At 58.2% G+C, this 25,851-nt stretch carries 21 protein-coding genes and 1 tRNA gene; 11 read left to right on the forward strand and 11 right to left on the reverse strand.

Annotated elements, in window-relative coordinates:
- Positions 1-63 precede the first annotated feature (63 nt).
- The 4 genes from A0U92_RS06335 (at position 64) to A0U92_RS06355 (ending at position 3,461) form a co-directional block, all read left to right on the forward strand.
- Entirely contained in the window at positions 64-303 is a 240-nt protein-coding gene (locus A0U92_RS06335) for an acyl carrier protein (RefSeq protein ID WP_010666873.1), read from the forward strand.
- A 52-nt stretch (positions 304-355) separates the two neighbouring features.
- Positions 356-1,666, forward strand: a complete 1,311-nt coding sequence (gene fabF / locus A0U92_RS06340; RefSeq protein ID WP_187668919.1) for a beta-ketoacyl-ACP synthase II — start codon at positions 356-358, stop codon at positions 1,664-1,666.
- 87 nt (positions 1,667-1,753) lie between these two features.
- Positions 1,754-2,002 carry a DUF3297 family protein gene (locus A0U92_RS06345; protein ID WP_010666875.1) on the forward strand — a complete coding sequence of 83 codons (249 nt, stop codon included), beginning with the start codon at positions 1,754-1,756 and terminating at the stop codon, positions 2,000-2,002.
- Positions 2,003-2,195: 193 nt separating this feature from the next.
- Positions 2,196-3,461 (forward strand): NAD(P)/FAD-dependent oxidoreductase, encoded by a 1,266-nt coding sequence (locus tag A0U92_RS06355; RefSeq protein ID WP_077814286.1) that lies wholly within the window; start codon positions 2,196-2,198, stop codon positions 3,459-3,461.
- Between the two features lie 130 nt (positions 3,462-3,591).
- Here A0U92_RS06355 and pqqE read toward each other — a convergent pair whose 3' ends face one another.
- From pqqE to pqqA, 5 genes are all read right to left on the reverse strand, one after another.
- Entirely contained in the window at positions 3,592-4,680 is a 1,089-nt protein-coding gene (pqqE, locus tag A0U92_RS06360) for a pyrroloquinoline quinone biosynthesis protein PqqE (RefSeq protein WP_187668920.1), read from the reverse strand.
- Positions 4,677-4,976, reverse strand: coding sequence for a pyrroloquinoline quinone biosynthesis peptide chaperone PqqD (pqqD, locus tag A0U92_RS06365; protein WP_149026393.1), 300 nt, complete (start codon positions 4,974-4,976; stop codon positions 4,677-4,679). Before pqqD ends, pqqE begins: the two co-directional genes overlap by 4 nt.
- Positions 4,973-5,704: a pyrroloquinoline-quinone synthase PqqC gene (pqqC, locus tag A0U92_RS06370; protein WP_077812498.1), complete on the reverse strand. Its 732-nt coding sequence runs from the start codon at positions 5,702-5,704 to the stop codon at positions 4,973-4,975. Before pqqC ends, pqqD begins: the two co-directional genes overlap by 4 nt.
- Positions 5,701-6,624 carry a pyrroloquinoline quinone biosynthesis protein PqqB gene (gene pqqB / locus A0U92_RS06375; RefSeq protein WP_077812499.1) on the reverse strand — a complete coding sequence of 308 codons (924 nt, stop codon included), beginning with the start codon at positions 6,622-6,624 and terminating at the stop codon, positions 5,701-5,703. The genes pqqC and pqqB overlap by 4 nt, the downstream gene beginning before the upstream one ends.
- Before the next feature lie 84 nt (positions 6,625-6,708).
- Complete coding sequence (pqqA, locus tag A0U92_RS06380; RefSeq protein ID WP_010666882.1) at positions 6,709-6,789, reverse strand: pyrroloquinoline quinone precursor peptide PqqA; 81 nt, start codon at positions 6,787-6,789, stop codon at positions 6,709-6,711.
- A gap of 459 nt (positions 6,790-7,248) precedes the next feature.
- Here pqqA and A0U92_RS06385 point away from each other — a divergent pair.
- From A0U92_RS06385 to A0U92_RS06410, 6 genes are all read left to right on the forward strand, one after another.
- Positions 7,249-7,324 (forward strand) — tRNA-Thr (locus A0U92_RS06385).
- A 210-nt stretch (positions 7,325-7,534) separates the two neighbouring features.
- On the forward strand, positions 7,535-7,801 hold the full coding sequence (locus tag A0U92_RS06390; protein ID WP_077812500.1) for a hypothetical protein: 267 nt from the start codon (positions 7,535-7,537) through the stop codon (positions 7,799-7,801).
- Between the two features lie 100 nt (positions 7,802-7,901).
- Positions 7,902-9,122, forward strand: a complete 1,221-nt coding sequence (locus A0U92_RS06395; RefSeq protein WP_077812501.1) for a cation:proton antiporter — start codon at positions 7,902-7,904, stop codon at positions 9,120-9,122.
- A gap of 163 nt (positions 9,123-9,285) precedes the next feature.
- Positions 9,286-10,767 carry a paraquat-inducible protein A gene (locus A0U92_RS06400; RefSeq protein WP_077812502.1) on the forward strand — a complete coding sequence of 494 codons (1,482 nt, stop codon included), beginning with the start codon at positions 9,286-9,288 and terminating at the stop codon, positions 10,765-10,767.
- A gap of 35 nt (positions 10,768-10,802) precedes the next feature.
- Positions 10,803-12,473, forward strand: coding sequence for a PqiB family protein (locus tag A0U92_RS06405; RefSeq protein WP_236748347.1), 1,671 nt, complete (start codon positions 10,803-10,805; stop codon positions 12,471-12,473).
- Between the two features lie 3 nt (positions 12,474-12,476).
- On the forward strand, positions 12,477-13,139 hold the full coding sequence (locus A0U92_RS06410) for a PqiC family protein (RefSeq protein WP_077812504.1): 663 nt from the start codon (positions 12,477-12,479) through the stop codon (positions 13,137-13,139).
- A 186-nt stretch (positions 13,140-13,325) separates the two neighbouring features.
- On the opposite strand, the gene A0U92_RS06415 is transcribed toward A0U92_RS06410, so the two are convergent.
- The 4 genes from A0U92_RS06415 to A0U92_RS06430 are packed head-to-tail and all read right to left on the reverse strand — an operon-like array spanning position 13,326 to position 22,673.
- Positions 13,326-14,882, reverse strand: a complete 1,557-nt coding sequence (locus A0U92_RS06415) for an efflux transporter outer membrane subunit (RefSeq protein ID WP_077812505.1) — start codon at positions 14,880-14,882, stop codon at positions 13,326-13,328.
- 6 nt (positions 14,883-14,888) lie between these two features.
- Positions 14,889-18,206, reverse strand: coding sequence for an efflux RND transporter permease subunit (locus A0U92_RS06420; protein ID WP_077812506.1), 3,318 nt, complete (start codon positions 18,204-18,206; stop codon positions 14,889-14,891).
- Positions 18,207-18,212: 6 nt separating this feature from the next.
- Positions 18,213-21,398, reverse strand: a complete 3,186-nt coding sequence (locus tag A0U92_RS06425) for an efflux RND transporter permease subunit (protein ID WP_077812507.1) — start codon at positions 21,396-21,398, stop codon at positions 18,213-18,215.
- A 9-nt stretch (positions 21,399-21,407) separates the two neighbouring features.
- Positions 21,408-22,673, reverse strand: a complete 1,266-nt coding sequence (locus A0U92_RS06430) for an MdtA/MuxA family multidrug efflux RND transporter periplasmic adaptor subunit (RefSeq protein WP_077812508.1) — start codon at positions 22,671-22,673, stop codon at positions 21,408-21,410.
- Between the two features lie 496 nt (positions 22,674-23,169).
- Here A0U92_RS06430 and A0U92_RS06440 point away from each other — a divergent pair, with 496 nt between their 5' ends.
- Positions 23,170-23,742 carry an ankyrin repeat domain-containing protein gene (locus tag A0U92_RS06440; protein ID WP_187668921.1) on the forward strand — a complete coding sequence of 191 codons (573 nt, stop codon included), beginning with the start codon at positions 23,170-23,172 and terminating at the stop codon, positions 23,740-23,742.
- 236 nt (positions 23,743-23,978) lie between these two features.
- On the opposite strand, the gene A0U92_RS06445 is transcribed toward A0U92_RS06440, so the two are convergent.
- Together A0U92_RS06445 and A0U92_RS06450 are read right to left on the reverse strand one after the other, a co-directional pair.
- The gene (locus tag A0U92_RS06445) at positions 23,979-25,124 is read right to left on the reverse strand and encodes a site-specific DNA-methyltransferase (protein WP_077812511.1); all 1,146 of its coding nucleotides are present in this window, start codon (positions 25,122-25,124) and stop codon (positions 23,979-23,981) included.
- Positions 25,121-25,753, reverse strand: a complete 633-nt coding sequence (locus A0U92_RS06450; protein ID WP_077814287.1) for a ribonuclease HII — start codon at positions 25,751-25,753, stop codon at positions 25,121-25,123. Before A0U92_RS06450 ends, A0U92_RS06445 begins: the two co-directional genes overlap by 4 nt.
- Positions 25,754-25,851: the final 98 nt, after the last annotated feature.

Raw genomic sequence — 25,851 nt, forward strand, 5'->3', positions numbered from 1 at the left:
CCGGGACGGGGTGAGCGCCAACCATTCGCCCGAAATGCTTGGGCATACAGGAAGCAGAAACAGATGAGCGAAATCGCTGACAAGGTTAAGAAGATCGTCGTCGAGCACCTCGGCGTTGAAGAGAGCAAGGTGACACCGGATGCGTCGTTCATCGACGATCTGGGCGCAGACAGCCTCGACACGGTCGAACTGGTGATGGCGTTTGAAGAAGCTTTCAACGTGGAAATCCCGGAAGACGCAGCCGAGAAGATCGCTACCGTGAAGGACGCGATTGATTACATCGAGGCACAGAAAGCCGCTTGAGGTTCTCTGTATCTGACGGGTCCACGCGTATGATGCGCGGACCCATTTTGTTCTGAAAATCAGGGGGCGAGCGAGCTTGCTGCAGTCGGGCGGATCAGATTTGGGACGGAGACGCGTGGTCGTCACCGGTATGGGGATGGTAACGCCTCTCGGGCTTGGCACCGAGAACGTCTGGAAGCGTCTCATCGCGGGTGAAAGCGGTATTGACCGTATTCACGCGTTCGATCCGAGCGAACTTGCAGCGCATATTGGCGGTGAGGTGCCGGAAGGCCCCACAGCCGAGGGCAAGCTCACCATTTCGGACTGGATTCCTGTCAAGGACCAGAAGAAGATGGATCGCTTCATCCATCTTGGAATGATCGCGGCCGCGGAGGCTGTTGAGGATTCCGGATGGAAGCCCGAGTCGGAAGAAGATCGCTGCGCCACCGGCGTGCAGATCGGCTCCGGAATTGGTGGTCTTCAGACGATCTATGAAGCCTCCATCACGGTTCATGAAGGACGGGCGAAGCGTCTGTCTCCGTTCTTCATCCCGTCGGCGCTTGGTAATCTGGTCTCAGGAAACGTATCGATCCGGTACGGTTTCAAGGGGCCGAATCATTCAGCCGTAACGGCCTGCGCCACCGGCGTTCACGCCATTGGTGATGCTGCCCGTCTCATCATGTTCGGCGATGCCGATGTGATGGTTGCTGGTGGCGCCGAAGCCACAGTCTGCAAACTCGGTATTGCCGGGTTCTGCTCGGCCCGCGCCCTGTCCACCGGTTTCAACGATCGGCCGAAACAGGCTTCCCGTCCGTGGGACCGCGACCGTGACGGCTTTGTCATGGGCGAGGGAGCAGGCATCGTCGTGCTCGAGGAATACGAGCACGCCAAGAAGCGCGGTGCGAAGATTTACGGTGAGATTGTGGGTTACGGCATGTCCGGTGACGCGCATCACATCACGGCTCCTGCCGAGGGGCATGAAGGCGCTTACCGTGCGATGTTCGCAGCAGTCCGCAGCGCCGGCATTACGCCGGGCGAGATCGGTTATGTGAATGCGCATGGCACATCCACCATGGCGGATGATCTGGAACTGGATGCGGTCGAGCGTCTCTTTGGCGACGAAGGTCGCAAGGTGGCCATGTCCTCCACAAAATCGGCGATCGGCCACCTTCTTGGCGCCGCCGGTGCGGTTGAAGCCATGTTCTCCATGCTGGCCATTCGTGACGGTGTTGTTCCCCCGACACTCAACCTCGACAATCCATCACGGGAAAGCATTATCGACCGCGTGGCGCATGAAGCGCAGCAGCGCAAGGTCAATATTGCGCTCTCAAACAGTTTTGGCTTTGGTGGCACCAACGCCAGTGTGATCGTCCGCGGCGTCTGAGCGCAGACGCACTCCGAACGGTTATCATTCAGCAGGCCATCCTCGGATGGCCTGTTTCATATCTGACCCGATACAGGTGTTTGTTTCATGAGCGATACTCTTCCAGACCGTCTGTCCGTTGATCCGGAAAGCCCATTCTACAACGAAGAGCTTCTGGCCCGTGGAATTGGTATCCGCTTTAAGGGCGTTGAAAAGACTAACGTCGAGGAATATTGCCTCAGTGAAAACTGGGTCCGTGTCGCCGTGGGTAAGTCCCTTGACCGTCGTGGCAAACCGATGACGATGAAGCTTCAGGGACCTGTCGAGGTCTGGATCAAGGGCAACGAAGAAGCCTGAGACCTAAAGCCTGCCGTGCATGGGCGCGGTAGGCGGTAGCAATATTTTTCAACAGGCCGAAAAGGCTGTGTTGAAAGGCCAATGCGGATATGCGCGCTCTCATGAGAGAGAGGCCTTGATGCATCTCTCCTCTGAGCGCAGGCTTGCACATCCTTGTGATGTGAAACTGCATTCCCTTGAAGGAGACGAGATCATGACTGAAGTCGCCACGCCGGTTCAGCCTGACAAACAGTTCACCATTCTCATTGTTGGAGGTGGGACAGCAGGCATCGCCATTGCCGCCCGTCTTCGCCGTGAACGGCCGTCTCTCTCCATTGGAATCATCGATCCCGCGACGACACATGCCTACCAGCCGGGCTGGACGCTGGTGGGGGCAGGGGTCATGACCCTGAAGCAGACCCTGCGACAGGAAGGCGGCCTGATCCCTGCCAATGTGACCTGGTTACGGGCCTCCGCTGAGTCTTTCCAGCCTGATGATCACATTGTCACGCTGGATGATGGTCAGCGCATCGGCTACCGCCGCCTGATCCTTTGCCCAGGCCTGCAACTTGACTGGGACAGGATCGAAGGCCTCGGCGAGACGCTTGGCAAGAACGGTGTATGCAGCAATTATTCGATGGAGCATGTCGAATATACCTGGACCTGCATCCAGACCCTGAACGGCGGCAAGGCGCTGTTCACGCAACCGCCGATGCCGATCAAGTGCGCTGGCGCTCCGCAGAAGATCGCCTATCTCGCCTCGGATTTCTGGCGCAAGGAAGGCGTGCTTAACCGCACGGAAGTCGATTTCCTGCTGGCGGGTGACGCCCTGTTCGGTGTGGCTTACTATCGTCCGTCGCTTCAGTATGCGGTGGATTATTACGGCATCAATCTGCGCTACAAGCACAATCTCGTTGCGGTAAATGGACAGGCGAAAATCGCGATTTTCGACGTGACAGCGCCGGACGGTAGCGTGTCTCGTGAAACGCGCAGCTTCGACATGCTGCATGTCACTCCGCCGCAGAGTGCTCCGGATTTTATCAAGGACAGCCCCTTTGCCGGAGCCGGTGGCTGGGTGGATGTCGATCCCTCCACGCTCCGCCACACGAAATATGACACCGTCTTCGGTGCTGGCGATGTGGTCGGCACGAGTAACGCCAAGACCATGGCAGCAGCTCGCGCCCAGATGCCTGTGGTCGTGGCGAATGTGCTGGCGTCGCTGGAAGGCAAGCCGCTCACGAGTAGCTATGACGGTTATGGCGCCTGCCCGCTGACCGTGGGTTATGGTAAGGTTGTGCTGGCGGAATTCCTTTACGGCGGCAAGCCCGCTCCCAGCTTTCCCTATGACCAGCGCAAGCCCAGCAGTTTTGCCTGGATGCTCAAGGCGAAGGTTTTCCCGCACGTTTACTGGGATCTGATGCTGAAAGGCCGTGATATCACGGTCAAGCATCACCCGGAATGGATCAGGGAGGCCGGCTGAAACCGGCATCAGGATGCAGAGGCTTGTTCCGCTGGGCAGAGGTACGGCGGAATGAGTGCGAAGGGACTTGCGCGTCCTGTCGCGTCAATAGAAGTGACAGCAAGAGCCAGGGAAACAGTCGTCCCGGGTGTTATTCCCCTGAACCGTAGCGTCGGTAGACAAAACTGTCGGAAGAGCCATTGATTTCCGACAGGGCCGCGTCCACCACGCCACGATCAGAAGACCGACGGCAGACAGGGTCCGCCGCGTCCGCACGACCGGTCAGCGCCAGCGCCTGACAGCGGCAGCCGCCCCAGTCGATCTCCTTGCGGTCACAGGACCGACAGGGCTCCGGCATCCAGTCCACACCACGGAACATCTGGAACAGCTTCGATTTTTCCCAGATGTCCTTCAGGGAGGCTTCCCGCACCGTCGGGAACACAACACCCGGTATGGTTTCCGCCGCATGACACGGCAGCACCCGGCCAGATGGGGTGATGTTGAGAAAACGCTGCCCCCAACCACCCATGCAAGGCTTGGGTTCGTCGGCATAATAATCCGGTGTCACGAAGTCGATGGCGAGACGTGAACCGAACTTTTCCCTTGCCTCTGCGACAGTCTTTTCAGTGGCTTCAAGCTGCTGACGTGTGGGTAGGAGAGCGGCGCGGTTCTTCAGACCCCAACCGTAATACTGCGTGTGGGCGATCTCGACCCGACGTGCGCCAAGTTCTTCCGCCAGATCCAGCATGGCTGGCACCCGATCGGCATTCAGACGATGAATGACGAAATTCAGGGTCAGCGGCATCCCGTCTTCGACGACCAGCCGGGCCGCTTCGATCTTGCGGGGCTGCGCCCCTTTCATGCCGCCGATGATCTCGGCCTGCTTCGGGTCAACATCCTGAAAGGATAGCTGGACATGATCCAGCCCGGCGTCAGCCAGTTTCGCCAGACTGTCACGGTCCATCAGGACGCCTGAGGTGATCAGGTTACTGTAGAGACCGGCCCTGGCGGCGTGGCGCACAAGTTCCGGGAGATCCTTGCGGGCCATAGGCTCTCCTCCGGAAAAATGGACCTGAAGAATGCCGAGCGCCGCAGCCTCATCGAGAACGCGGAGCCATTCCTCGGTGGAGAGTTCGTTGTTTTTCGGTTCAAGAGCCAGCGGATTGGAGCAGTACGGGCATTGCAGCGGGCAGCGGTGCGTCAACTCCGCCAGCAGGCTCATCGGTGGTGGAGCGGTCATGCCTTCCATATTAGCACCTGACGCTCAGCGAGTGAGGCGACCATGGCCAGCACATCGTCCGAGATTACTTCACGCGGAGCCGCGAAATCTGCGGCCAAGGTGTCGATGATCGTCTGAAGAGACGTTGCGCCATCCACCCGCTTCAGGATTTCCGCGGCGATAGGGTCAGCCAGAAAGGCGCGCTCGGGAGCCTGAACGATCCACTGGTCGCGCACTTTGTCATGCTGAAGGCGGGTGCCGCGCGCGAAAGCGGGAACAAGTGTTTCGGACAATGCGGGAGAAGGAACTGTCATCATGCAGGCCGGAACACGCCCGGTGGAATGTTGCCCGGCGCCACATAGGCATAATCCAGCGCATCCAGCATGGACCACAGGACGCTGCACTTGAATTTCAGGGCGTTGAGCACGGCATTCTGCTGTTCCACGGTGCGGGCATGCTCCTTTACATAAGCGAGGGCAAAGTCGGAATCACGCGGGGCCTGCGTCAGGCGAGGCGTGAAATAGGCCAACGTCTCCTGAGTAATGAAGTCGTAGTTCCGGAGCATTCCCGACACACGCTCGGAAATGATGGTCGGCGAGAACAGCTCCGTAAGAGAGGAGGCGATGGCTTCCAGAATGGTTTTTTCACCGACGAAATGCACATAGGCATCCACAGCGAAATGGGTGCCGGGCAGCAGACCTTCAAGGGATTCCACATACTCGCGGTTCAGGCCCAGACCATCCGTCAGGCGGAGCCAGCGGGCAATGCCGCCTGTGTCGGGTGTGTCTCCGTCATGATCCTCGATACGACGACGCCACTCGCGGCGGAGTTCAGCCGTTGGCAGCCGGGCGAGAAGAGTGGCGTCTTTGGCCGGGATGCGCGCCTGATAATAGTAACGGTTCAGCGCCCACGCCTGAACCTGCCCTTTGTTGAGCTTCCCGTCATGCAGCGCCCGATGGAACGGGTGACGATTATGATAGCGCTCGGCGCCGATGGCACGCAGCGCCGTTTCCAGTTCATCGGGAGAGAGAGGGGCTACGCTCATAGGGTGATCCTCATGCCGTCGTAGGAGACTTCCCATCCGGCAGCTTCCGTCTCGGCGCGCTCGGGAGAGTCGGCCAGCAGAATGGGGTTTGAGTTGTTGATGTGAATGAAAACCTTGCGTTGCACATTCAGACCGCGGAAGGCGGCGATGGTGCCGTCCGTATCGTTGACCGACATATGCCCCATGCGCTTGCCGGTTTTTTCTCCGAGCCCAGCTCTGACCATTTCATCGTCGATCCATAGCGTGCCGTCGAACAGCACAAGGTCCGCGTTTTTCAGACGTGCACGAAGACGATCATTCATGCAGGCGCAGCCCGGAATGAACAGGGCGCGATGTTTGCCGTCCGTAATCTCCAGACCGACGGTCTCACCGTTTTCAACGATCTCGGCCGGGTTTGCGCCCTTTTCAGCATAGAGCGGAACCTTACCCGGCACCGCGAAAGCGGTCACGGACAGTCCGGCTGGGGTTCCATCGGACTTGGCGAGCGCAATGCTCTCGTCGAGTGGAAATTCTTTCCGGGTCACGACGGAACGGTTCACGGCCTCGAAAATCGGGTTGGCATCCAGTTGGTCGAGAACCTGCCGGGTAGCCAGAATTTCGAACGGCTGGCGTTCACGCATGGTGAGCAGGCCGGTGATGGTGTCCACTTCCGCGCCGGTCAGAATGACGCCGGCGATGGGCGTGGACCGCAGTCCGGTCTTTGGATGAAGGACGGGTGTCTGGTTGATCTGCTGGCGCAGGTCGGGCGACGCGTTGACCACGAACCATTCTTCGCCATCACCGCTGATGGCGATGGAAGCCTGAGTGCGGGCTGGGGCCAGAGGGTCGCCTGAGCGGGCGCGTCGGCAGCCTTCAGCGTTCGAGTTCCACTGGGGGAAGCCACCGCCGGCAGCGGCGCCGAGAACAATAAGGTCAATCATGAGACTGGTCTGTAAATGCAAAACGCCGCCAGCGCGAGGCGGGCGGCGTTTCTGGCTGTGGAAAACAAGATCCTGAAAAGGATCTTACTTCTTCTGGCCGCAAACGTAGCTGTTGATCTCAGCGCCCAAAGGCACTTCGGTGATTTTCGGTGTGTTCCATGCCATGACACGTCATCCTTGTTTCTGTGAGGCTGTAGGGAGACGTTACTCCGCCTTGCGGCGCTTCGCTACCGTTCTGTCGCATGGCAGGGTCTGTCTGACAGCGGGAGTAGGATCGTATCGAAAGACTTTGCTGAAACAGAGCAACCATATGATTTGTCTATATAAAATAGATTGTCGATTGGTGGCTTATATTTTCAGGGGGGATGTTGATGTAGGCCGCATTCATTTTCTTCACGGCCTTGTGAATGTGGAAGGGCAGGCAGGATGTTTTGTGTGCTGGCCATCTGGAACTGCTGAGCGCCGTTCTGTGTCTATGAGAAGTTTTTTAGCGTTTCATGAATAAATATGACACTAATTCATTGAAATAAAAAAGAAATTTTTCTGAAGAATATTTTTTCATATAAGCAATACAGGCTTGCGCTGCTTATACACCTGCGCTAGAAGCCACCCACCGCAACGCGGGCCGGTTTAGCTCAGTTGGTAGAGCACGTCATTCGTAATGATGGGGCCAGGGGTTCGAATCCTCTAACCGGCACCACTTAACCTTGCGGTTTCCAGATCAAAATTGAATACGAAGCCAGCTTCAGGCGCTTGCGCATATCTGTCCGTGATGCGGCATGTCTTGTGTTCTGGTGCTCTGAATCCGCTATGACAAATATGTCTGGAACTGGTTTCTTTATGGACGTGCGATGACTGGAACTGAAACCTCGCCGTAAATTTCAGGCAGAGTGAGGCGGCCATTTCTTTCATGGTTCGGCAACTCGTTGTCGGTGTGGGAGAAGGCGGAATACCTGTTACATCGACGGTCGCCTTGATCAATCTTGCGCGGATCGCGGGTGGAGCAGCAGTACTTGAACTGATCCTGATTGTGCTGCGGCCTGTGCTCGTTGTGGTGAACAGTTGTGTTTCAGAAGAAATTTACCTGCCGGAAGAGGCGGCAGTATCAGATTTTGGCCCGGAGCAAGAGATCTGGTGTGAGGTCTCTCTTTGGAAAAACTTTTCTGAGAAAATATAGGCATCATTAGGTATCTTTAATTGAAAAATTCAATATAAAAAGTGTATAATGTTCCGTATGCGATCGGCCTTGAATTGAATGCGACAGGTAATCAGATTAAATGGAGAATTTTATCGCTCTTGTTGCGGATGTCGGGATATTTGTTTTGGTTCCGTGGGTGTTGTGGAGACTTATTGGTAAAACATTGCCAATAGTTGTTCTTCCTATACTTCTGGGTATGGGGATGGCTGTTCTGCATGTTCCTGTTGCGAAGATGGGTATTCCATCCGTAGTCTGCGATGAAATCGGCTGGGTAGCGGTGCTGGTTCTGGCTTTCACTGCGGGACTGGAGATGTGGCAGCATCCGGGCGAGGATACATCGGTTCACGCTGTGCCGCAGGCGTCCGTAGGGCGACTGCTTGGTGGAGCTGCCGTTGCGCTGGGTGGTCCGCTCATTATCGGCTCAATCCTTGCCTACGAGTTCTTCCTTCCACTGAAAGGCTGGCACCCTCCTCATGCAGCGCCTTGGGTGGCGGCCGTTTCCATTGGCCTCTGTATCGCGGTCAGCGCCTTGCCTGTTCTGATCGGGGTCGTGCGTGAACTTGACGCCTCCCAGCGACCTCTTGGCCAACTGGCTCTCAAACTGGCTGTTGTCGATGACGCGGCGCTCTGGATTGGTCTGGCTATTCTCCAGTTTGCGGAGAAGGGGAATGCCGCCCTGCATGGATGGACCGGACTGGAATTTCTGGCGGTTGCTCTGCTTGCGGGTCTCGCTGCGGCTGGATCATGGGCGTCCCGCCATTTCAGGCATCCTCCATCATGGGTTATCTGGGCGACGGTGCCGGTTTATCTGGCGGCGGGTTCATGGGCGAGCAGACAACTCGGCTTGCACGAACTGATCGGAGCCTATTTTGCCGGTGCGATCATGCCGCCAAGCTGGGTGCGTCGTCTTCCTGTCGAAAAGGTGGGAACATTTGCGCTGATCTGGCTTGCACCGCTTTTCTTCGGTCACAGTGGACTGCATATCAATGGTGACGCGCTGACATGGCCGTCAGTCGTGGCTTCTTTCAGCCTTGTGGCCATTTCGATCATCGCCAAAATCGCTTCGGTCTATGTTTTCCCGCCGGCTCCCAATCTGAGCAGACGTCAGGCACTGGCGATCGGCTCACTGCTTCAGTGCAAGGGACTGATGGAAATTGTGGCGGCGACCATCCTGCTCGGGCAGGGCATGATTTCAGAGTTCGCCTTTGCCTCGCTCATGATGCTGGCTGTCATCTCAACCATGCTGACGGGTCCGATGTTCAGGCTGGTTGCACCTCGTGCCGTGCTGGCGAAAACCTGATTGCGCTTTTGCTCTCCACAGGGAAGGTGTGGGGATGTGCAGATTTTTTGTTCAGCATATCCCAGTCAATGGCTGGTATGGCCTGCGAGGCTACATCAGCACATGGCTGGAATTTTCTGCCGGTCTATCGGCTGATGTAGGTTCACGCTAAGGTAGTGCCGTCATGGCGTCGTCCTTACCCTCCCGGCTGTATCGCAGCGCACTGAACTTTACACGTGGCAAGCGGCTCCACAGCAGTCATGTTCAAGTCGTGGACGATCTGGTCGAATGCCCCTGTTGCGGTGAGTTCCAGCAACTTGAGGAGATTCCGCCCGGCACGGTCGCCCGCTGCGTGCGCTGTGGCCAGATGCTGGAGCGCCGCAACAAGGGCGGCCCGCTGGCCACTCCCCTGGCTTTCTGCATCACATCCGCCGCCCTTTATCTGGCGACGCTCGCATCCTCTCTGATGACTCTGAATCTTTATGGACGGGAGAGGTCTGTTGACCTGCTTACCGGCCCCATGGAACTGCTTCATGAGGGGTGGGGAGAGGTCGGCGTTCTGGTCGGTATAGTCACCATTCTCGCGCCGGGCGTCGTTATTGCGATGATGGGAATGATCCTGACCGCCGCGTTTTTCGAGGAATTGCCCGACTGGGCTCCTCATCTTCTGGCGTGGTACGAAAAGCTTCGTCCGTGGTCGATGATGGAAGTCTATATTTTAGGGATTTTCGTGGCTTACACCAAACTGGTGGATATGGCGCATGTGGAGGTGGGGCCCGCCGCCTATCTCATTGCCGCCCTGATGATCAGCATGGCCGCTACGGATCAGACGCTTGATCAGGAACGGATCTGGGAACGCCGTCGGGTTGAAGGGGTCATCCTGCTTCCCGACGGGAAGCAGGTGAAGGTGGAGCGCGTCTCCATGGCGGATCTGGGTGGACATATGCCGCTTCGGGAGCACATGCTGTCCTGTCATTCCTGCGGGCTTGTCGGTGTGTTTCCCGAACCGGTGCCGCAGACCCGCAGTGTCGGGCTGTGTCCACGCTGTGGTCATGATCTTTGCAAGCGGAAAAACAACAGTCTGTCGCGTGCCTCGGCCCTGGTGCTTTCAGCTTTCGTCTTCTACCTCCCGGCCAATCTTTTCCCTGTCATGACGGTCATCAAGGTCGGGAGCGGGGGCGGTCACACCATCATCGAAGGTGTGATCGAGTTGTGGCAGGATGACATGATCCCGCTTTCCCTGCTGGTTCTTTTCGCAAGCGTCACCGTGCCCGTCGCCAAGATTCTCGGGCTGAGCTATATGATTGTCACCACGAAACTGCGCTCGACGAAGAAGCTGGGCTTTCGATCGAAGCTGTTCCGGATTATCGACATTATTGGTCGGTGGTCCATGATCGACGTTTTCATGATTTCCATTCTGGTGGCGGTCGTCCGGTTCAGTTCACTGGCCAATGTGGTGGCCAATGCCGGTGTCGTGTCATTTGCCGCCGTCGTGGTCATCACCATTTTCGCAGCGCATTGCTTTGACCCACGTTTGATGTGGGACGTCGCCGGACGTAACGGTCAAATCCCCGAGGATGACGCCCTGGGCGGAAACAATCCCTCAGAAGTGACGATGACACCAAGCCCTGAGGAGCAGGATAAGATGGAGCCGGTAAGAGCGTGACTTCTGAGCAGAACAATTCTTCTTCGCAACACTCTGTGGGCAATGAAGACCAGGGCAACGGCAGGTTGCCTGAGGCGAATGTCAGCAAGGCCCGCTTTTCCATCATCTGGCTCATCCCGATCATATCGGTTCTGATCGCGGGATTCCTGCTATGGCGCAGCCTGTACAACAGAGGCCCGGAAATCCTCATCACGTTCGACACCGCAGATGGCCTGATCAGCGGGCAGACGCAGGTGAAGAACAAGGCTGTGACGCTGGGTACGGTCTCTTCCATCACGCTCTCGAGAGACATGCATCATGTTGATGTGCGCGTGCAGATGAACGCCAGCGCTGCCGGGCTTCTGACCGACAAATCCCGCTTCTGGGTTGTGCGCCCGCGCATCAATGGAGCCAGCGTCACGGGTCTGGAGACGCTGATGTCGGGCGCCTATATCGCCTTTGATCCGGGTGCGTCAGGCGGACAGCGGGCGACAGACTTTACAGGCCTTGAGTCGCCGCCGGGCATCCAGTCTGATCAGCCTGGCCGGACCTACACGCTTGTGGCACCGGCCATCGGCTCCATCGGTCCCGGCGCATCCGTCTTTTTCCGCGATGTCGATGTGGGTGAGGTGCTGGGGTACACCCTTCCGCCGGGTGGCGTGGGGCCGGTGATGATCCAGTTCTTCGTCAAGGAGCCTTATGATCATTACCTGCATACCAACACGCGTTTCTGGAATGTGTCCGGCGTCAAGGTCGGATTTGGGGCGGGCGGCCTGAAAGTGCAGATGCAGTCCATTCAGGCGCTTTTCTCTGGTGGTGTCGCCTTCTCGCTGAATCGCAACAGCATGGAAGATGAGGCCACGGAAGCGCCCGCCAACACCATTTTCCAGCTTTATGATGACCAGGAAAGCGCGGATAACGCCGGCTATCACGAGCGTGTGCCGGTTGCGACCTATCTGTCGTCCTCGGTTGCCGGTCTTGCGGTTGGCAGTTCGGTTTCAATGTTTGGTATTCAGGTCGGCTCTGTAACGGATATAAAGTTGCAGATCGACCAAGCGACCGGACATGCGCGTGTGCGTGTCGGCATGGACATCCAACCCGAGCGGATATTGTCTGAGGATCAGATTCACAGTGAAACCATAGTGAGCACCCTGCGCGCACTGGTGGCGAACGGTATGCGTGCATCAGCGGCCAGCGTCAGCATGCTGACGGGTGAAGCCAATATTTCGCTGGATTTCGTCAAGGCAGGCGGCGACGCCAAAACCTATATGGAAGGCAACACACTTGTGCTGCCAAGTCAGGCAGGTGGTTTCAGTGGTATCATGCAGTCGATGTCGACTGTCGCTGACAAGCTTGCCGCCATGCCGCTGGACAAGATCGGCGACAACGCCAACAATCTGCTCGCCCATGCTGATCAGCGCATCAACAGCCCCGAGGTCAGGCAGGCTCTTGTCAGTCTTCGCGACTCTCTGAAAAGTCTGCATGAGCTTTCGGATAATGCGAACAAGGGGTTGCAGCCTCTGATGAAGCGTCTGCCTGAAATGAGTGACCAGCTTGATCGCACTCTGAAAAACGCCAACAAGCTTCTAGGCAGCTATGGAGGGGACACGGACTTCCATCGCAGCCTGCAGGCCATGGTCGTACAGCTTGGTGAAACGGCGCGTTCACTGCGGTTCATGACCAGCTTCCTGACCAACCATCCTTCTTCGATTGTTACGGGACGCTGATCCATGGAAAAGAAAAATCTCACTACTTCCACTGGGTCTTTTTCTCGTCTGGGAGGGGCATGCCTTCTTCTGGGGCTGGCGAGCGTCACGTTGACTGCATGCAGTTCTTCAGATCCGGGCCTTTACACGTTGCAGCCTGTTGCAGCTTCTACGTCACAGGTTGCGTCATTCTCTGGGCTGACCACTCCCACTCTGGTTGAAATCCGCAAGCCTACAATTCCAGAAACGCTCGACCGGGATCGTATTGTTCTGGATGATGGCGGCTACAAGCTGGATGTTTCAAAAAACGATTCATGGAGCGCGCCTCTTTCCGCACAGATTCCGCACGTGCTGGCGGCTGATCTTCGTCAGCGTCTGCCAGGTACGAATTTCTTCGTTCAGGATGATGCGACATCTACGGAGCCGCAGGCTTTTGTTGAGCTGGTCGTGACACGGTTTTCGAGAGACAGCTCAGGAAATGCCGTGGTGGAGGCGCAAGCTTCCGTGCATCGTGCTGATGTCGATTCAGCACTTTGGACAAGACGATCGATTCATCTTGTAATGCCCGCTGCTTCCGGCACGGAGGGGCTGGTCAGCGCCCTCAGTGCTTTGATAGGGCAGGGGGCAGATCAGATTGCAACTGATATCCGCTCACTTCCTCCTGCTCCGTCAAATTGCGATAGATAAAGATTACGCCTGCACTTTCCCTGGAAATGGGAGGTGTTTTTCGGAGCACCTGATCAGTTGCATAAAATGTGCCTTACTCCCCTGTCGGTCAGGGGAGTATACAGACGCTCTTTCATAAACTGCCCTCTGTTCAGACACTTTGTTGAATCAGCATTGGGCAGCGCAGAAAACAGTTTCCAGCTTTCTTCAATTCTTGTCCTTCTGGATAAAGCTTGGAAGGAACGGGTTATCCGTCTGCATGGACCCCTTGCTCGGCAGGGAGGACTCATCCCAGCCACCGCCAAGCGCCTCGATCAGGCTTACGGAATCCACCATACGGCTTTGCTGGATTGACAGCGCCGTTTCGGCATTGGACAGGGCTGTGACCTGCGCCGTGATGACGGTGGTGTAAATCTCCGTGCCTGCCAGATACTGGTTCATGGCAACAGTTGCGGCCTTGTTGGCGGCATCCAGAGCGATTGCCTGCTGGGTTGCCTGCTCTGACAGAATACGCAGATTGGAAAGCTGATCCTCAGTTCCCTGCAACGCCGTCAGGACTGTCTGACGATAGGCTGCGGTGTAGCTGTCATAATTCGCGTTGGCTTCATGAACGGCTGCCGTACGGGCTCCACCTTTAAAGATGGTTTCCGTCGCAGCGGCACCCAGCGACCAGATCCGGTTGGCCACCTGCACAAGCGCTCCGACAGGATCACCGCTGTAGGAGTAAGACGCCGTCAGTTTAACATCCGGATAGAAGGCCGCGATCGCAGCGCCGATCTGGGCGTTGTATTCCTCCATCCGTCGCTCCGCCGCTGCAATATCCGGACGACGTTGCAGCAGGTCGGCAGGCACCGAAACCGGAATGGCGGGGACAGTATCAGGCAGGCGACCGGGTGCTATGGTCAGATCGGCGGGAGCTTCGCCCATCAGTACGGCGATGGCGTGTTCATATTGCGCCCGGGCAATCCCGGCCTGCACTTCCTGCGCGCGGGTCTGCTCCAACTGTGTCTTTGCCTGAAGCAGGGCCGTTGGTTCAGCAACGCCCGCGTTATACTGGTTCAGTGTGATCTGGTAGGAATGTTCGTAAAACTGAACGGTCCTGTGCAGAAGATCTTTTAGACTGTCCTGATACCGCAGGTTGAAATAGGCGGTTGCAAGCTGCGCCTGATAGGACAGCCTGGCATTCGCGAGGTCAGCGGCGCTTGCCTGCGCCTCTGTGACCTGCGCCTGAATCTGCCGGCGGATCGCGCCCCACAGATCAAGATCCCAACTGGCCGTGGGCCCCATGCCATAAGTGTTTTCCGTCGAATTGGACGGTCTATAGGTCGTCGAGGTCGCGCCTGAGCCGTAATTGACCAGAACGCCTGAAGACGCGTTGCGCGAGCCGCGGCCTGTGCTGTTGCGGTTGAAGTTCAGCGAGCCGCTCAGGGTCGGGTAGAGCTGCGCCCGAATGGCGTTGATCGCAGCACGGGCGTTGCGATACCGCGCTTCATATTGAATGACATTCTGGTTGTTGATTTCAACCTTGTCTTCCAGTCCGTTGAGGATGGGATCGTTATAGATCTCCCACCACTTGCCTTTGGGCGCAGCCGCCAGCGCGGGATTGGCGTATTGCCAGCCCGGAGCAGGCTTCAGTTCCTTGAACCTGGGTGAGATGATGGCCGTGGGTCGTTTGTAATCCGGGCCAACCATGCAGCCGGACAGCAGGAACGGCGCCAGAAGAAGGGCGATGCGACGGCGGGAGGGGCGAGTATGGGTCTTCATTCCGCGTCAGGCGTCCTGAGGGTTGGCGTGAGGAAACAGGCGATTACGGCGACGTTTGTCAAACCGTAGGGCGAGGCGATCCAGCGTCAGATAGACAACCGGAGTTGTGTAAAGGGTCAGGGCCTGGCTGACCAGAAGCCCGCCCACGATGGCGATACCCAATGGGCGGCGCATTTCCGCTCCATAGCCGTGGCCATACACCAGCGGCAGGGCTCCAAGGGCAGCAGCCAGTGACGTCATGATGATAGGACGGAAGCGGAGCAGACAGGCTGTGCGTATGGCTTCGAACGGAGGGATATTGTTTTCCCGCTCGGCGGTGATGGCAAAATCCACCAGCATGATGGCGTTCTTTTTCACAATGCCGATCAGCAGGATCACCCCGATCATGGCGATCAGGGAGAAATCCTCGCCGAACAGTTCAAGCGCCAGCAATGCGCCGACACCGGCGGAGGGCAGGGTGGAGAGAATGGTCAGCGGGTGCACATAGCTTTCGTAGAGAATGCCAAGAACGACATACACGGCGACCAGAGCTGCCAGAATGAGAAGAGGCTCATCATTGACCGACTTCTGGAACTGCGCTGCATTTCCCGCAAAGCTGCCGTGGATGGTAGTCGGCATGTGCAGCGCCACGGTCTCGTCCTGAATAATCTGCACGGCGCGACTGAGCGCGACGCCTTTCGCCAGATTGAACGAAATGGTGGACGCCACGGACTGGCCTTCATGATTGACCGAAACCGGTGTCCGCGACGGGATGATATCGGTGATGAAAGTCAGCGGCACCATGGAGGCGCGCCCTGTCGACACGGCGGAACCGTTGGAGGCCGAAGCGCCCCCCGCCAGTTTGTTGGCAATCTGGTTCCTGAAATTCTGACTGCTGATACTGGCCTGCGTGCTGCTGCTTGTGCTGGCCTCACTCGTGCTCGTTCTGACACGGATGGTGTTGGAAGCGGTCCCGCCCGCAGCCGTACCGCCGGTTGTCGCCACCCAGACCTGACGGATGGTGTTCGGATCGCTCCAGAATTCCTTGGAGGCCTCCATGACGACCCGATACTGGTTCAGCGTGTTGTAAATGACGGAAGCCGCGCGCTGTCCGAATGCATCGTAAACCGTGTTGGCGATCAGCTGTGGCGTAATCTGGAAACGCGCGGAAGTGTCGCGGTCTATTTTTGTGACGATGGCGGAACCGCCTTGCTGCACGTCACTGGAAAGGTCGAGGATTTCCGGATGTTTGCGCAGTTCAGCCATGAGCTTGGGCGCCCAGCTGTAAAGCTCCGTCGCTGAGTCGCCCTGCAACGTATACTGATAGGATGCATTACCCTGTCGCGCCCCGGCCCGCACGCCGCCCGGTTCCATCAGAAAAAACTGTGCGCCGACAAGATCATGAAGGTGGTTCGCAATACGCAGCATCAGGCTCTGGGCCGGTCCACGCCCGCTCTTGTCCTTGAGTTGCAGGAAGAGGCTGGCCTGATTGGACGAACCACGGCCGCCGACAAAACCGGCAATGCTGACCACTTCCTTTTCCTGAAGGACAGCTTTTTCGACCGTGTCGATTTTCTGCGTCATGGCCGTAAAGGAGATGGACTGGTCACCTATCAGATGGCCCATCAGCATGCCTGTGTCTTCTGTGGGAAAGAAGCCTTTCGGCATCGCCATAAAAACAACAACCATCAGAATAATTGTCGCCGGAAGACTGAGCAGGACAAGCCGGTTATGCCGCAGTGCAACATCGAGCGTGCGGGCATAGCCGTTTTCCACAGCGGTAATGGCGGAGCCGAACAGCGCTCCCAGCCAGGTCGTGAATCTGTGCCACCAGTTCGGGGAGGCGGGCTTACTGTCTGCATGCATGTGCGGACGCAGGATACGCGAAGCCAGCATCGGGGTGAGGGACAGGGACAGAAGCATGGAAATGACGATGGTGATGGAGACCGTCATCGCCAGTTCATGAAACAGCCGTCCAGCCAGTCCGCCAAGCAGCAGGATAGGCAGAAACACCGCCACCAGCGACACGGTAATCGAGATGACCGTGAAGGCCACTTCTTCGGCACCCTGAAGCGCCGCTTCTCTTGGCGGCACGCCTTCCTCGATGTGACGGGCGACGTTTTCAAGCACGACAATCGCGTCATCCACCACAAAACCGGTCGAGACCGTCAGGGCCATCAGCGACATGTTGTCGAGTGAGTAACCCAAGAGCCGCATGACGCCGAAGGTGGCGATGATCGAGGTCGGCACCACAATGGCCGGGATCAGCGTCATCCGCAACGAACGCAGGAACGCCAGCGTCACCAGCACAACAAGTATGACGCCGATGACCAGCGTGGTCTGGGTATCTTCCAGCGAGGCGCGAATGGTCAGCGAACGGTCCAGCGCCAGATGCAGCGATACGTCCTGAGGCAGCGCCGTGCGTAACGCCGGCAGCATGGCCTTGATCTGGTCGATCGTGTGGATGACGTTAGCGCCAGCCTGCGGGAACACGACCCCGATCACGGCCCGTTGCTGATTGAAGAAACCGGCATTCCGGAGATCTTCCACACCGTTGCTGACCACCGCTACATCCGACAGACGTACCGGCCGGTTGCTGCGGTAGGCGATGATCAGGTCGCGATAGGCCTGCGCCGAACGGGCCTGATCGTTGGTGTCGAGTGTGAAGCGCAGGCCGTTCTGGTCGATGATGCCCTTCGGCGTATGCGCGTTGGCCGAGGCCAGTGCGGCGCGGACATCCTCGAAGCCGATGCCATACTGGAACAGCTTTAGCGGATTCATCTCGACGCGCACGGCGGGCAGCGCGCTCCCCGCAACCTGCACCATGCCGACGCCACGCACCTGCGAAAGATGCTGCTGCAACACGTTGCTCGCCAGATCATACAACACGGCCGCAGTGCGTGTCGGCGACGTCAGGGCCAGAATGAGAACCGGAGCGCCGTTCGGGTTGGCTTTGCTGTAGCTGGGATTCTGCCGCAACGAAGACGGCATGTCCGCACGGGCGGCCTGAAGCGCCGCCTCGACGTCGCGTGCCGCACCATTGATGTCACGGTTCAGCTCGAACTGGAGCATGATCCGGACCTGATTCTGCGTCGATTGCGAGGTCATTTCAGTCAGACCGGCAATCTGCCCAAGGCGACGTTCCAGAGGGGCTGCTACCGAACTGGCGATTTCCTCCGGTGAGCCGCCAGCCTGCTGCGCCTGCACCATGATGACAGGAAAATCGACATTCGGCAGATCTGAGACAGGCAGCTTCAGATAACCGAAAATCCCGGAAATCAGCAGCGCCACCGTCAGCAGGGTGGTGGCGACCGGCCTTTCAATGAACAGACGGCAGGGGCTCATGCCCGATCAGCCCTGTTCACCGGCTGGTCCGGCTACAGGTGCTTCATGGGCATTGCTGAAACGACGGTTCCATTTCTGGGCCATTGTATCGAGCGCGAGGTAAATGACCGGCGTGGTGAATAGCGTCAGAAGCTGGGACACGGCGAGACCACCGACAATGGCGAGACCCAGCGGACGCCGCAGTTCGGACCCCGTTCCGGAAGAAATCACCATCGGCAGCGCGCCGAGCATGGCGGCCAGCGTGGTCATCAGGATGGGGCGGAAACGCAGGGTCGCGGCCTGCCGGATCGACTGGAGCGAGGACATGCCATGCTCGCGCTCCGCTTCCAGCGCGAAGTCGATCATCATGATGGCGTTTTTCTTGACGATGCCGATCAGCAGCACGAGGCCGATGATCCCCATCACGTCCAGCCCCGCGCCGGAAATCCGCAGCATCAGCAGCGCGCCGATCCCGGCGGAGGGCAGGGTCGAGAGGATCGTGACCGGATGAACGAAACTCTCATAGAGAATGCCGAGTACGATATAGACCGCGATCAGCGCCGCCGCGACGAGGAACAGCTCGTTGCTCAGAGAACCCTGAAACGCCGCCGCGGTGCCCTGAAAGGACGTCTGGAAAGCGGCAGGAAGTTCAAGCTTTTTCTCGACTCGCCGGATGGCGTCCGTCGCCTGCCCAAGCGCATAGCCTTCCGACACGTTGAAGGAGATGGTCGTGGCGGGGAACTGACCGAAATGTGTGATCAGCAGAGGTGCTGTCTCGCGTGTGATGGTCGTGACAGCAGCCATTGGAACGAGGCCGGAAGTCGGGGACCGGGTCGGACCGGAGGTGCTCTCGCCGGAGTTGCCGGAGATGCCCGGCAGATAAAGCTGATCGAGCGAGGACAGGTTTTTCTGGAAAGCCGGGTCAGCTTCCAGAATCACGCGATACTGGTTCGACTGGGTGTAGATGGTTGAAATCTGCCGCTGACCGAACGAGTCATACAGCACGTTGTCGATGGTCTGTGGCGTGATCGAATAGCGCGCGCCGGTGGAGCGATCGAGCGTGACCCGGGCCACCAGTCCTTCCGCCTGAAGGTCGGAGGTAACGTCAGACAAAGACGGTTCCTGCTGCAACGCATCCACCAGCTTCGGAATCCATGTCCTGAATTCGTTGTAGTCCGGATTTTCCAGCAGGAACTGGTACTGTGTGGCCGCGACTGTGGTGTCGAGCGACAGGTCCTGCACGGGCTGGAGATAGAGCCTGATGCCCGCGATATTCGAGGTTTCCTCATTCAGGCGTGCCGCGATTTCCTGTGCCGACGCGCTGCGCTCGTCATGCGGCTTGAGATTGATGAGGAACCGGCCCTGATTCAGTGTCGCGTTCTGGCCATCCACGCCCACGAAGGAAGAAAGCGACACGACATCCGGATCTTTCAGGATCGCCTGAGCCAGCACCTGCTGATGCGTCTTCATCGCGTCGAAGGAGGTAGCCTGAGCCGCGACGGAAATGCCCTGAATGACGCCGGTATCCTGCACCGGAAAGAATCCCTTGGGGATTTCCCACGCCAGAAAACCGGTCAGCAGCAGGGTCGCGCCAAAGACCAGAAGCGTCGTGCCTGAATGCGCCAGCACCACGTCCAGCGCCCGGTCATAGGCGGCGATAACCCGGTTGGTGGCGACCTCCATACGGGCGGACCACCGCTGGAACCATGTCTTGGCGTCTTCCACCGTGTGCGGGCGTTCGCTCAGCAGGCGGGCGCACATCATCGGCACAAGCGTCAGCGAGACGACAGCGGACAGGATGATGGTGATGGCCAGTGTCAGCGCGAATTCGTGGAACAGACGTCCGATCACGTCGCCCATGAACAGCAGCGGGATCAGCACGGCGATCAGCGAGATGGTCAGCGAGATGATGGTGAACCCGATTTCGCCCGCGCCTTTAAGGGAGGCGGTCATCCGGTCATCGCCCTGCTCGATATAGCGGGAGATGTTCTCGATCATGACGATGGCGTCGTCCACGACAAAGCCGGTGGCGATGGTCAGCGACATGAGTGAGAGATTGTCGAGCGAAAATCCGAGCAGGTCCATGACAGCGAAGGTACCGACAATGGAGAGCGGCACGGACAGGCTGGGAATGATCGTAGCCGGGACGTTGCGCAGGAACACGAAGATCACCGCAACGACCAGCGCCAGCGCCAGAAACAGCTCGAACTCGACGTCCGCGACAGAAGCGCGGATGGTGGTGGTGCGGTCTGTCAGGGGAACGATGTCGATCCCCGGTGGCATGGATTCCTGAAGTCTGGGCAGGATCGCCTTGATGTTGTCCACGACGGCGATCACGTTCGCGCCGGGCTGACGCTGCACATTCAGTACAAGGCCGGGAGCTGTATTGGCCCATGCCGCAAGCTGCGTGTTTTCAGCGCCGACAACGACAGTGGCGACATCGCGTAATCGGACCGGTCCGTTATTCTGATAGGCGATCACCTGATTCAGAAGCTGTGTCGCGTTGGCGATCTGGCCATCCACGCGCAGGGTCGAGGCGCGCTGTGCGCCATCGAAGGTGCCTGTGGGGGAATTGACGTTCACGTTGCCGATCGTGGTCCGCAGCGTGTCGAGGTCGAGGCCGTAGGACGTCAGTTTGGGAATGTTGACGCGTACCCGGATCGCCTTGCGGTTGCCGCCCGAGAGAGTGACAAGGCCGACACCGGAAATCTGGCTGATCTTCTGCTCCAGCCGTGTATCGACGTAGTCTTCGACTTCCGGCAGCGGGATCGTTTTCGAGGTGATCCCGAGCGTCAGCACGGGGGTGTCGGCGGGATTGACCTTGGCGTAGGTGGGCGGCGCGGGCAGATCGGTCGGCAGCAGCGAATTGGCCTGATTGATCGCGGCCTGGACTTCCTGTTCGGCCACGTCCATCGACATGCTCAGCCCGAAGCGGAGCGTGACGACGGAAGCGCCCCCCGAGGAACGGGAGGTCATCTGGTCCAGCCCCGGCATCTGCCCGAACTGGGTTTCCAGCGGCGCTGTGACGGAGGTGGCCATGACATCCGGACCCGCGCCCGGATAGAAAGTCTGCACCGTGATGGTCGGATATTCGACCTCAGGCAGCGCGGATACGGGGAGGAAATGATAGCCCAGAAGGCCGGCGATCAGGATCGCCACCATCAGCAGGGTGGTGGCGACGGGCCGTTCGATGAAGATGCGCGAGGGGTTCACGGTCAGGCGTCAGTTGGTGTTGTTGTGGCGATGATGAGATGAGGCCGGATGCGCATCCTGCTGGTGTTTCGACGTATCCGGGTGGTCGGCCGGGATGCTGACCTCGGCTCCTGCGCGGAGATGATCTGTCCCGTCAGTGACCACACGATCGCCCGTTTTCAGACCATCGCTGACGACGGTGCGCGCGCCATCGGTGATGCCCGGTTTGACGTTGCGGACTTCCACGGTGTTGTCCGTTTTCACGACATAGACGAACTGGCCGTTTGGTCCTGTCTGAAGCGCGTTGGAAGGGACAATGATCGCATCATGCAGCGTTTTCACCAGCAGACGGGCGTTCACAAACTGATTGGGAAACAGATGTTCGTCCTCGTTCGGGAAAATGGCGCGCAGGCGCACGGTTCCTGTGGCTGTGTCGATCTGGCTGTCGAGTGAGCTCACGCTTCCGGTTGCGATCTTCTGCGTGTTCGTACTGTTCCACGCATCGACCTGCAGTGGCTTGCCTGCCCGGAGCTGGTCGGCAACTTCGGGAAGCTGGTCCTGCGGCAGGGTGAAGATCACGGAAATCGGCTGCATCTGGGTCAGGATGGCGAGTCCACCCGACTGTCCCGCCGTGACATAGTTGCCTTTGTCCACGGCGCGGATGCCGACGCGTCCATCTACGGGCGCCGTGATGTGGCAATAGACAAGCTGGAGTTTCTGGTTATCAACCAGCGCCTGATCGACTTTTACAGTGCCTTCAAGCTGCTTGACCGTGAATTCCTGATCCCGTGCGGTCATGGCGGCCACACTGTCCTGTTTGATCAGTTTCTGATAGCGGGCGTTGTCGACGCGGGCACGTTCAAGCTGCGCCTGATCCTGAGCAAGCTGGCCCTGATACTGGTGCAGGGCGACTTCGTAAGGGCGAGGGTCAATGATGGCGAGCAGATCGTCTTTTTTGACGTGCTGGCCTTCCGTGAACTTCACGTCCATCAGATAGCCTTCGACACGGGTCTGCACCGTCACATTCGTGATGGGCACGACGGTTCCGAGTTCGGTCAGAATGACGGGCATGTCACCGGTTGCGACGGTCTCGACGGTGACTGGTTGCGCCACTCCGGCAGCGGAGCTGACCCTGCGGCTGGCTTTCTCTCGATGGGTGACAAAAACGATAAAAACGTAAGCCAGTATGCCAAGCAGCAGAAGCGCGAGTGTTACCCATATCCAGCGACGGGAACGGGAAGGGCGGTGAGTGGAGGAGGACGGGGAGGAGGCAGGAGAAGAATTGTGTTCACTCATAACTTCTGTCGATTTCCGTCCACAGGTTCTGTCGGGGCGTTCTTAAAGGGTTCGTGTCGATTAAGCAGAGGCCTGACCCGAGGTCTGCATAGCAGCAAAAAGCCTTGCTTCAACATTCAGGAATACAACTTTCAATCGTTAAAAATTTTTTCATATCACGGGGATCTTTGGACTTATCATACTGAAAATAAAATACATTTTCTTATAATGTATGAATGGCCACCAGTATGAAGTTTTATTCATTTTTATAGGTCAATTGCGAATTGTTCTCGAGAAAACCGGTATTGTGAAATATTGCAACGCGGCAGCCGGTTTTTGCTACATTCAGTATCAGTTGGTTCAGGGCGATAATTATTTTGCATTTCACGGAAATACCGATTCGGCGTCTCTGGCAAAAAAGCGTTTTTTTCACTAAGTGATGGGGGCTGGGAGTACCAATCGCACAATGTACAGCTTCTGTTCTGATACACTACGCCAGTCCGTCCGGCAGGCGCTCATGCCTCTTCTGCTGCTGGCGGGGGTGGTGGGCGTAACGCCCATTCACTGTGCCTGCGCGCAGGATGCGGATCAGGAGGAAGCGGAAGACGCCGCCAAGCAGGCCGAAGCGAGACGTGACGCCCGCAAGGCAGCGCCTCCTGCCGCCTTGCCGGGTGCGCAGTCGAACGAGGATGAAGCTGGCCATGCCAATGGTGACATGGAACCAACCGCCGCGCTGTTCGAAGCGATCAATCGCGGCAGTCTCGGTGCTTCCAAGGAAGCTGTCAGCCGTGGCGCCGATCTGAACGGTCACAATGTTCTGGGGCAGACCCCGCTGGATATGGCCATCGACCTGAACCGCAATGACATCATGTTCTTTCTGTTGTCCATGCGAACCATTGACGACTCAGCGGGTGTTACAACCAGCACTTTCGCGAATTCTGGCGTCAATATGAAGGGCGGATCAGGCCACCTGAGTATCGGTGGTCGTGCGGCCCGTGGCAAAATGCAGTCGGTCATTGATCGCCGTTATGATGCCTCAGGTGGACAGCCCCAGCCATCGGTCGGGTTCCTTGGCTTTGGCGGCAGCTGAGCTTGCCGATCTGAATAACGGGTGTTGCGTAAGGCGTTCCGTTCTTCGGAACGCCTGTTTTGATTTCCAATAAGGTGGAATCAAAACAGGTTTTGCGAAATGCTGACCAAGGTCCACGAACCATCCCAACAATGCGTTGAGATAGACCAGAAGCAGGACGAAAAGGTCCGTGGTCGGTATTCTCCAGCAGGGTTCTCGACATCAGTCGGAACCCGTAACGGAGCTCCGGTCGCCGCTTACTGAGCCGCGATGGGAACTTCCGCTCCCACCAGATCAAGGGTCGCTTCCGTATCAGCCGCAAGGCTTTCCGACCGCAGGGAATCCAGTGGTACCAGCGTGTCATCACGTTCGAAATGCCAGAACGTCCAGCCATTGCAGGATGGAGCGTTCGTCAGCAGCGCACCCAGCTTGTGGATCGAACCGCGCTGTGTCCCACTCACCAGCGTGCCGTCAGGAGTCACGGTCGCGGAGACACGCCGCTGACGGTCATAAACCACCGTTCCGGCCATGATGAAATTGCGCTCGACCAGACTGCCGAACGGAACGCGCGGGGCTTCACGCTTCATCGGTGTGGTGGCGACAGCATCCTGAGGCAGGGGTTCTTCGCGTTCGACGCGCTCAGCGGCGGCCCTGGCATAGTCAGGGTGACGTTCAATGCCGACGAAATGACGACGCAGACGTTTCGCCATGGCGGCTGTGGTGCCAGTGCCAGTGAAGGGATCGAGGATCACATCGTTCTCAGCCGTGGAAGAGAGCAGCACACGATGCAGCAGGCTTTCCGGCTTCTGCGTCGGGTGCAGCTTCAGGCCGTGCTCGTTCCGCAGGCGCTCATTGCCCGTGCAGAGCGGCAGATACCAGTCCGAACGCATCTGAACGTCGTCGTTCAGGGCTTTCATGGCCTGATAGTTGAAGCGATATTTGCTGTCCTGACTGCGGGCGGCCCAGATCATTGTCTCATGTGCGTTGGTGAAGCGACGGCCGCGAAAGTTCGGCATCGGATTGGATTTGCGCCACACGATATCGTTCAGGATCCAGAAGCCGAGATCCTGCAGGATCGCACCCAGCCGGAAAATATTGTGATACGAGCCGATGACCCAGATCGTGCCATCCTTCTGTAGAAGGCGACGGGCCTCGCTGAGCCATTCCCGCGTGAAACGGTCATAGGCTTCCAGATCCGAGAACTTGTCCCAGTCATCATCCACACCATCGACGATGCTGTCATCCGGACGTCGAAGCTCACCACGGAGCTGAAGGTTGTATGGTGGGTCAGCAAAGATGCAGTCCACGCTCCCTGTCGGCAGGGAGCGCATGACATCGACGCATTCGCCGCAGAGGATTGTGTCGAGCGGAAGATCCGAGGTGTTCTTGATAGCGGCGCTCATGCACGGCCTCCGGTGGCGAGAGTAAGTTCAAGCTGCTTGCGGACAGTGCCGAAGCCGCGGCGATGGTGCGGTGTGCACCCCTGTGTCGTGATGGCGTTGCGATGAGCGGCGGTGCCGTAGCCTGCGTTCTTCGCCCAGCCATAGCCGGGCCAGCGCGCATCCAGGCGGCTCATGATTCTGTCGCGGGTCACCTTGGCGAGGATCGATGCGGCGGCGATGGACAGGCTGATGCCGTCACCGCCGACGATCGTACGGACGGGCACATCAAGCGGTGGTTTGCGGTTGCCATCGACCAGCGCGATGCGGGGAGGGGATGGCAGTTTGCCCACGGCCCGGGTCATGGCGAGCTGCGCGGCCCGCAATATGTTGAGCTGGAGAATTTCCTCAACCGACGCGGCTGAAATGCCGATTTCGATACCCGGAACGCTCGGCAGACGGGCCGCAATGGCCTCACGGCGAGCCTGCGTCAGGGCCTTGGAGTCATCAATGCTCGCGGCCAGATCGTCCGGGACGCCCGCGCCGAAAACAACGGCAGCCGCAACGACAGGTCCGGCGAGAGGGCCGCAGCCGGCCTCATCCACTCCGGCCACGCGGCCTCCATATTCTGTTTCCAGCAAAAAATCCGGCATGGTCCCCTTTCCGAAGTCTTCAAACGACTCGATATGAATCATCGAGTCGTTTGAATCACGATTCGCAATAAAGGAAAACCATTTTGTCCCGTGACCGC

Origin of the sequence: Acetobacter aceti, from assembly GCF_002005445.1 — a bacterium.
GTDB lineage: Bacteria > Pseudomonadota > Alphaproteobacteria > Acetobacterales > Acetobacteraceae > Acetobacter > Acetobacter aceti_B.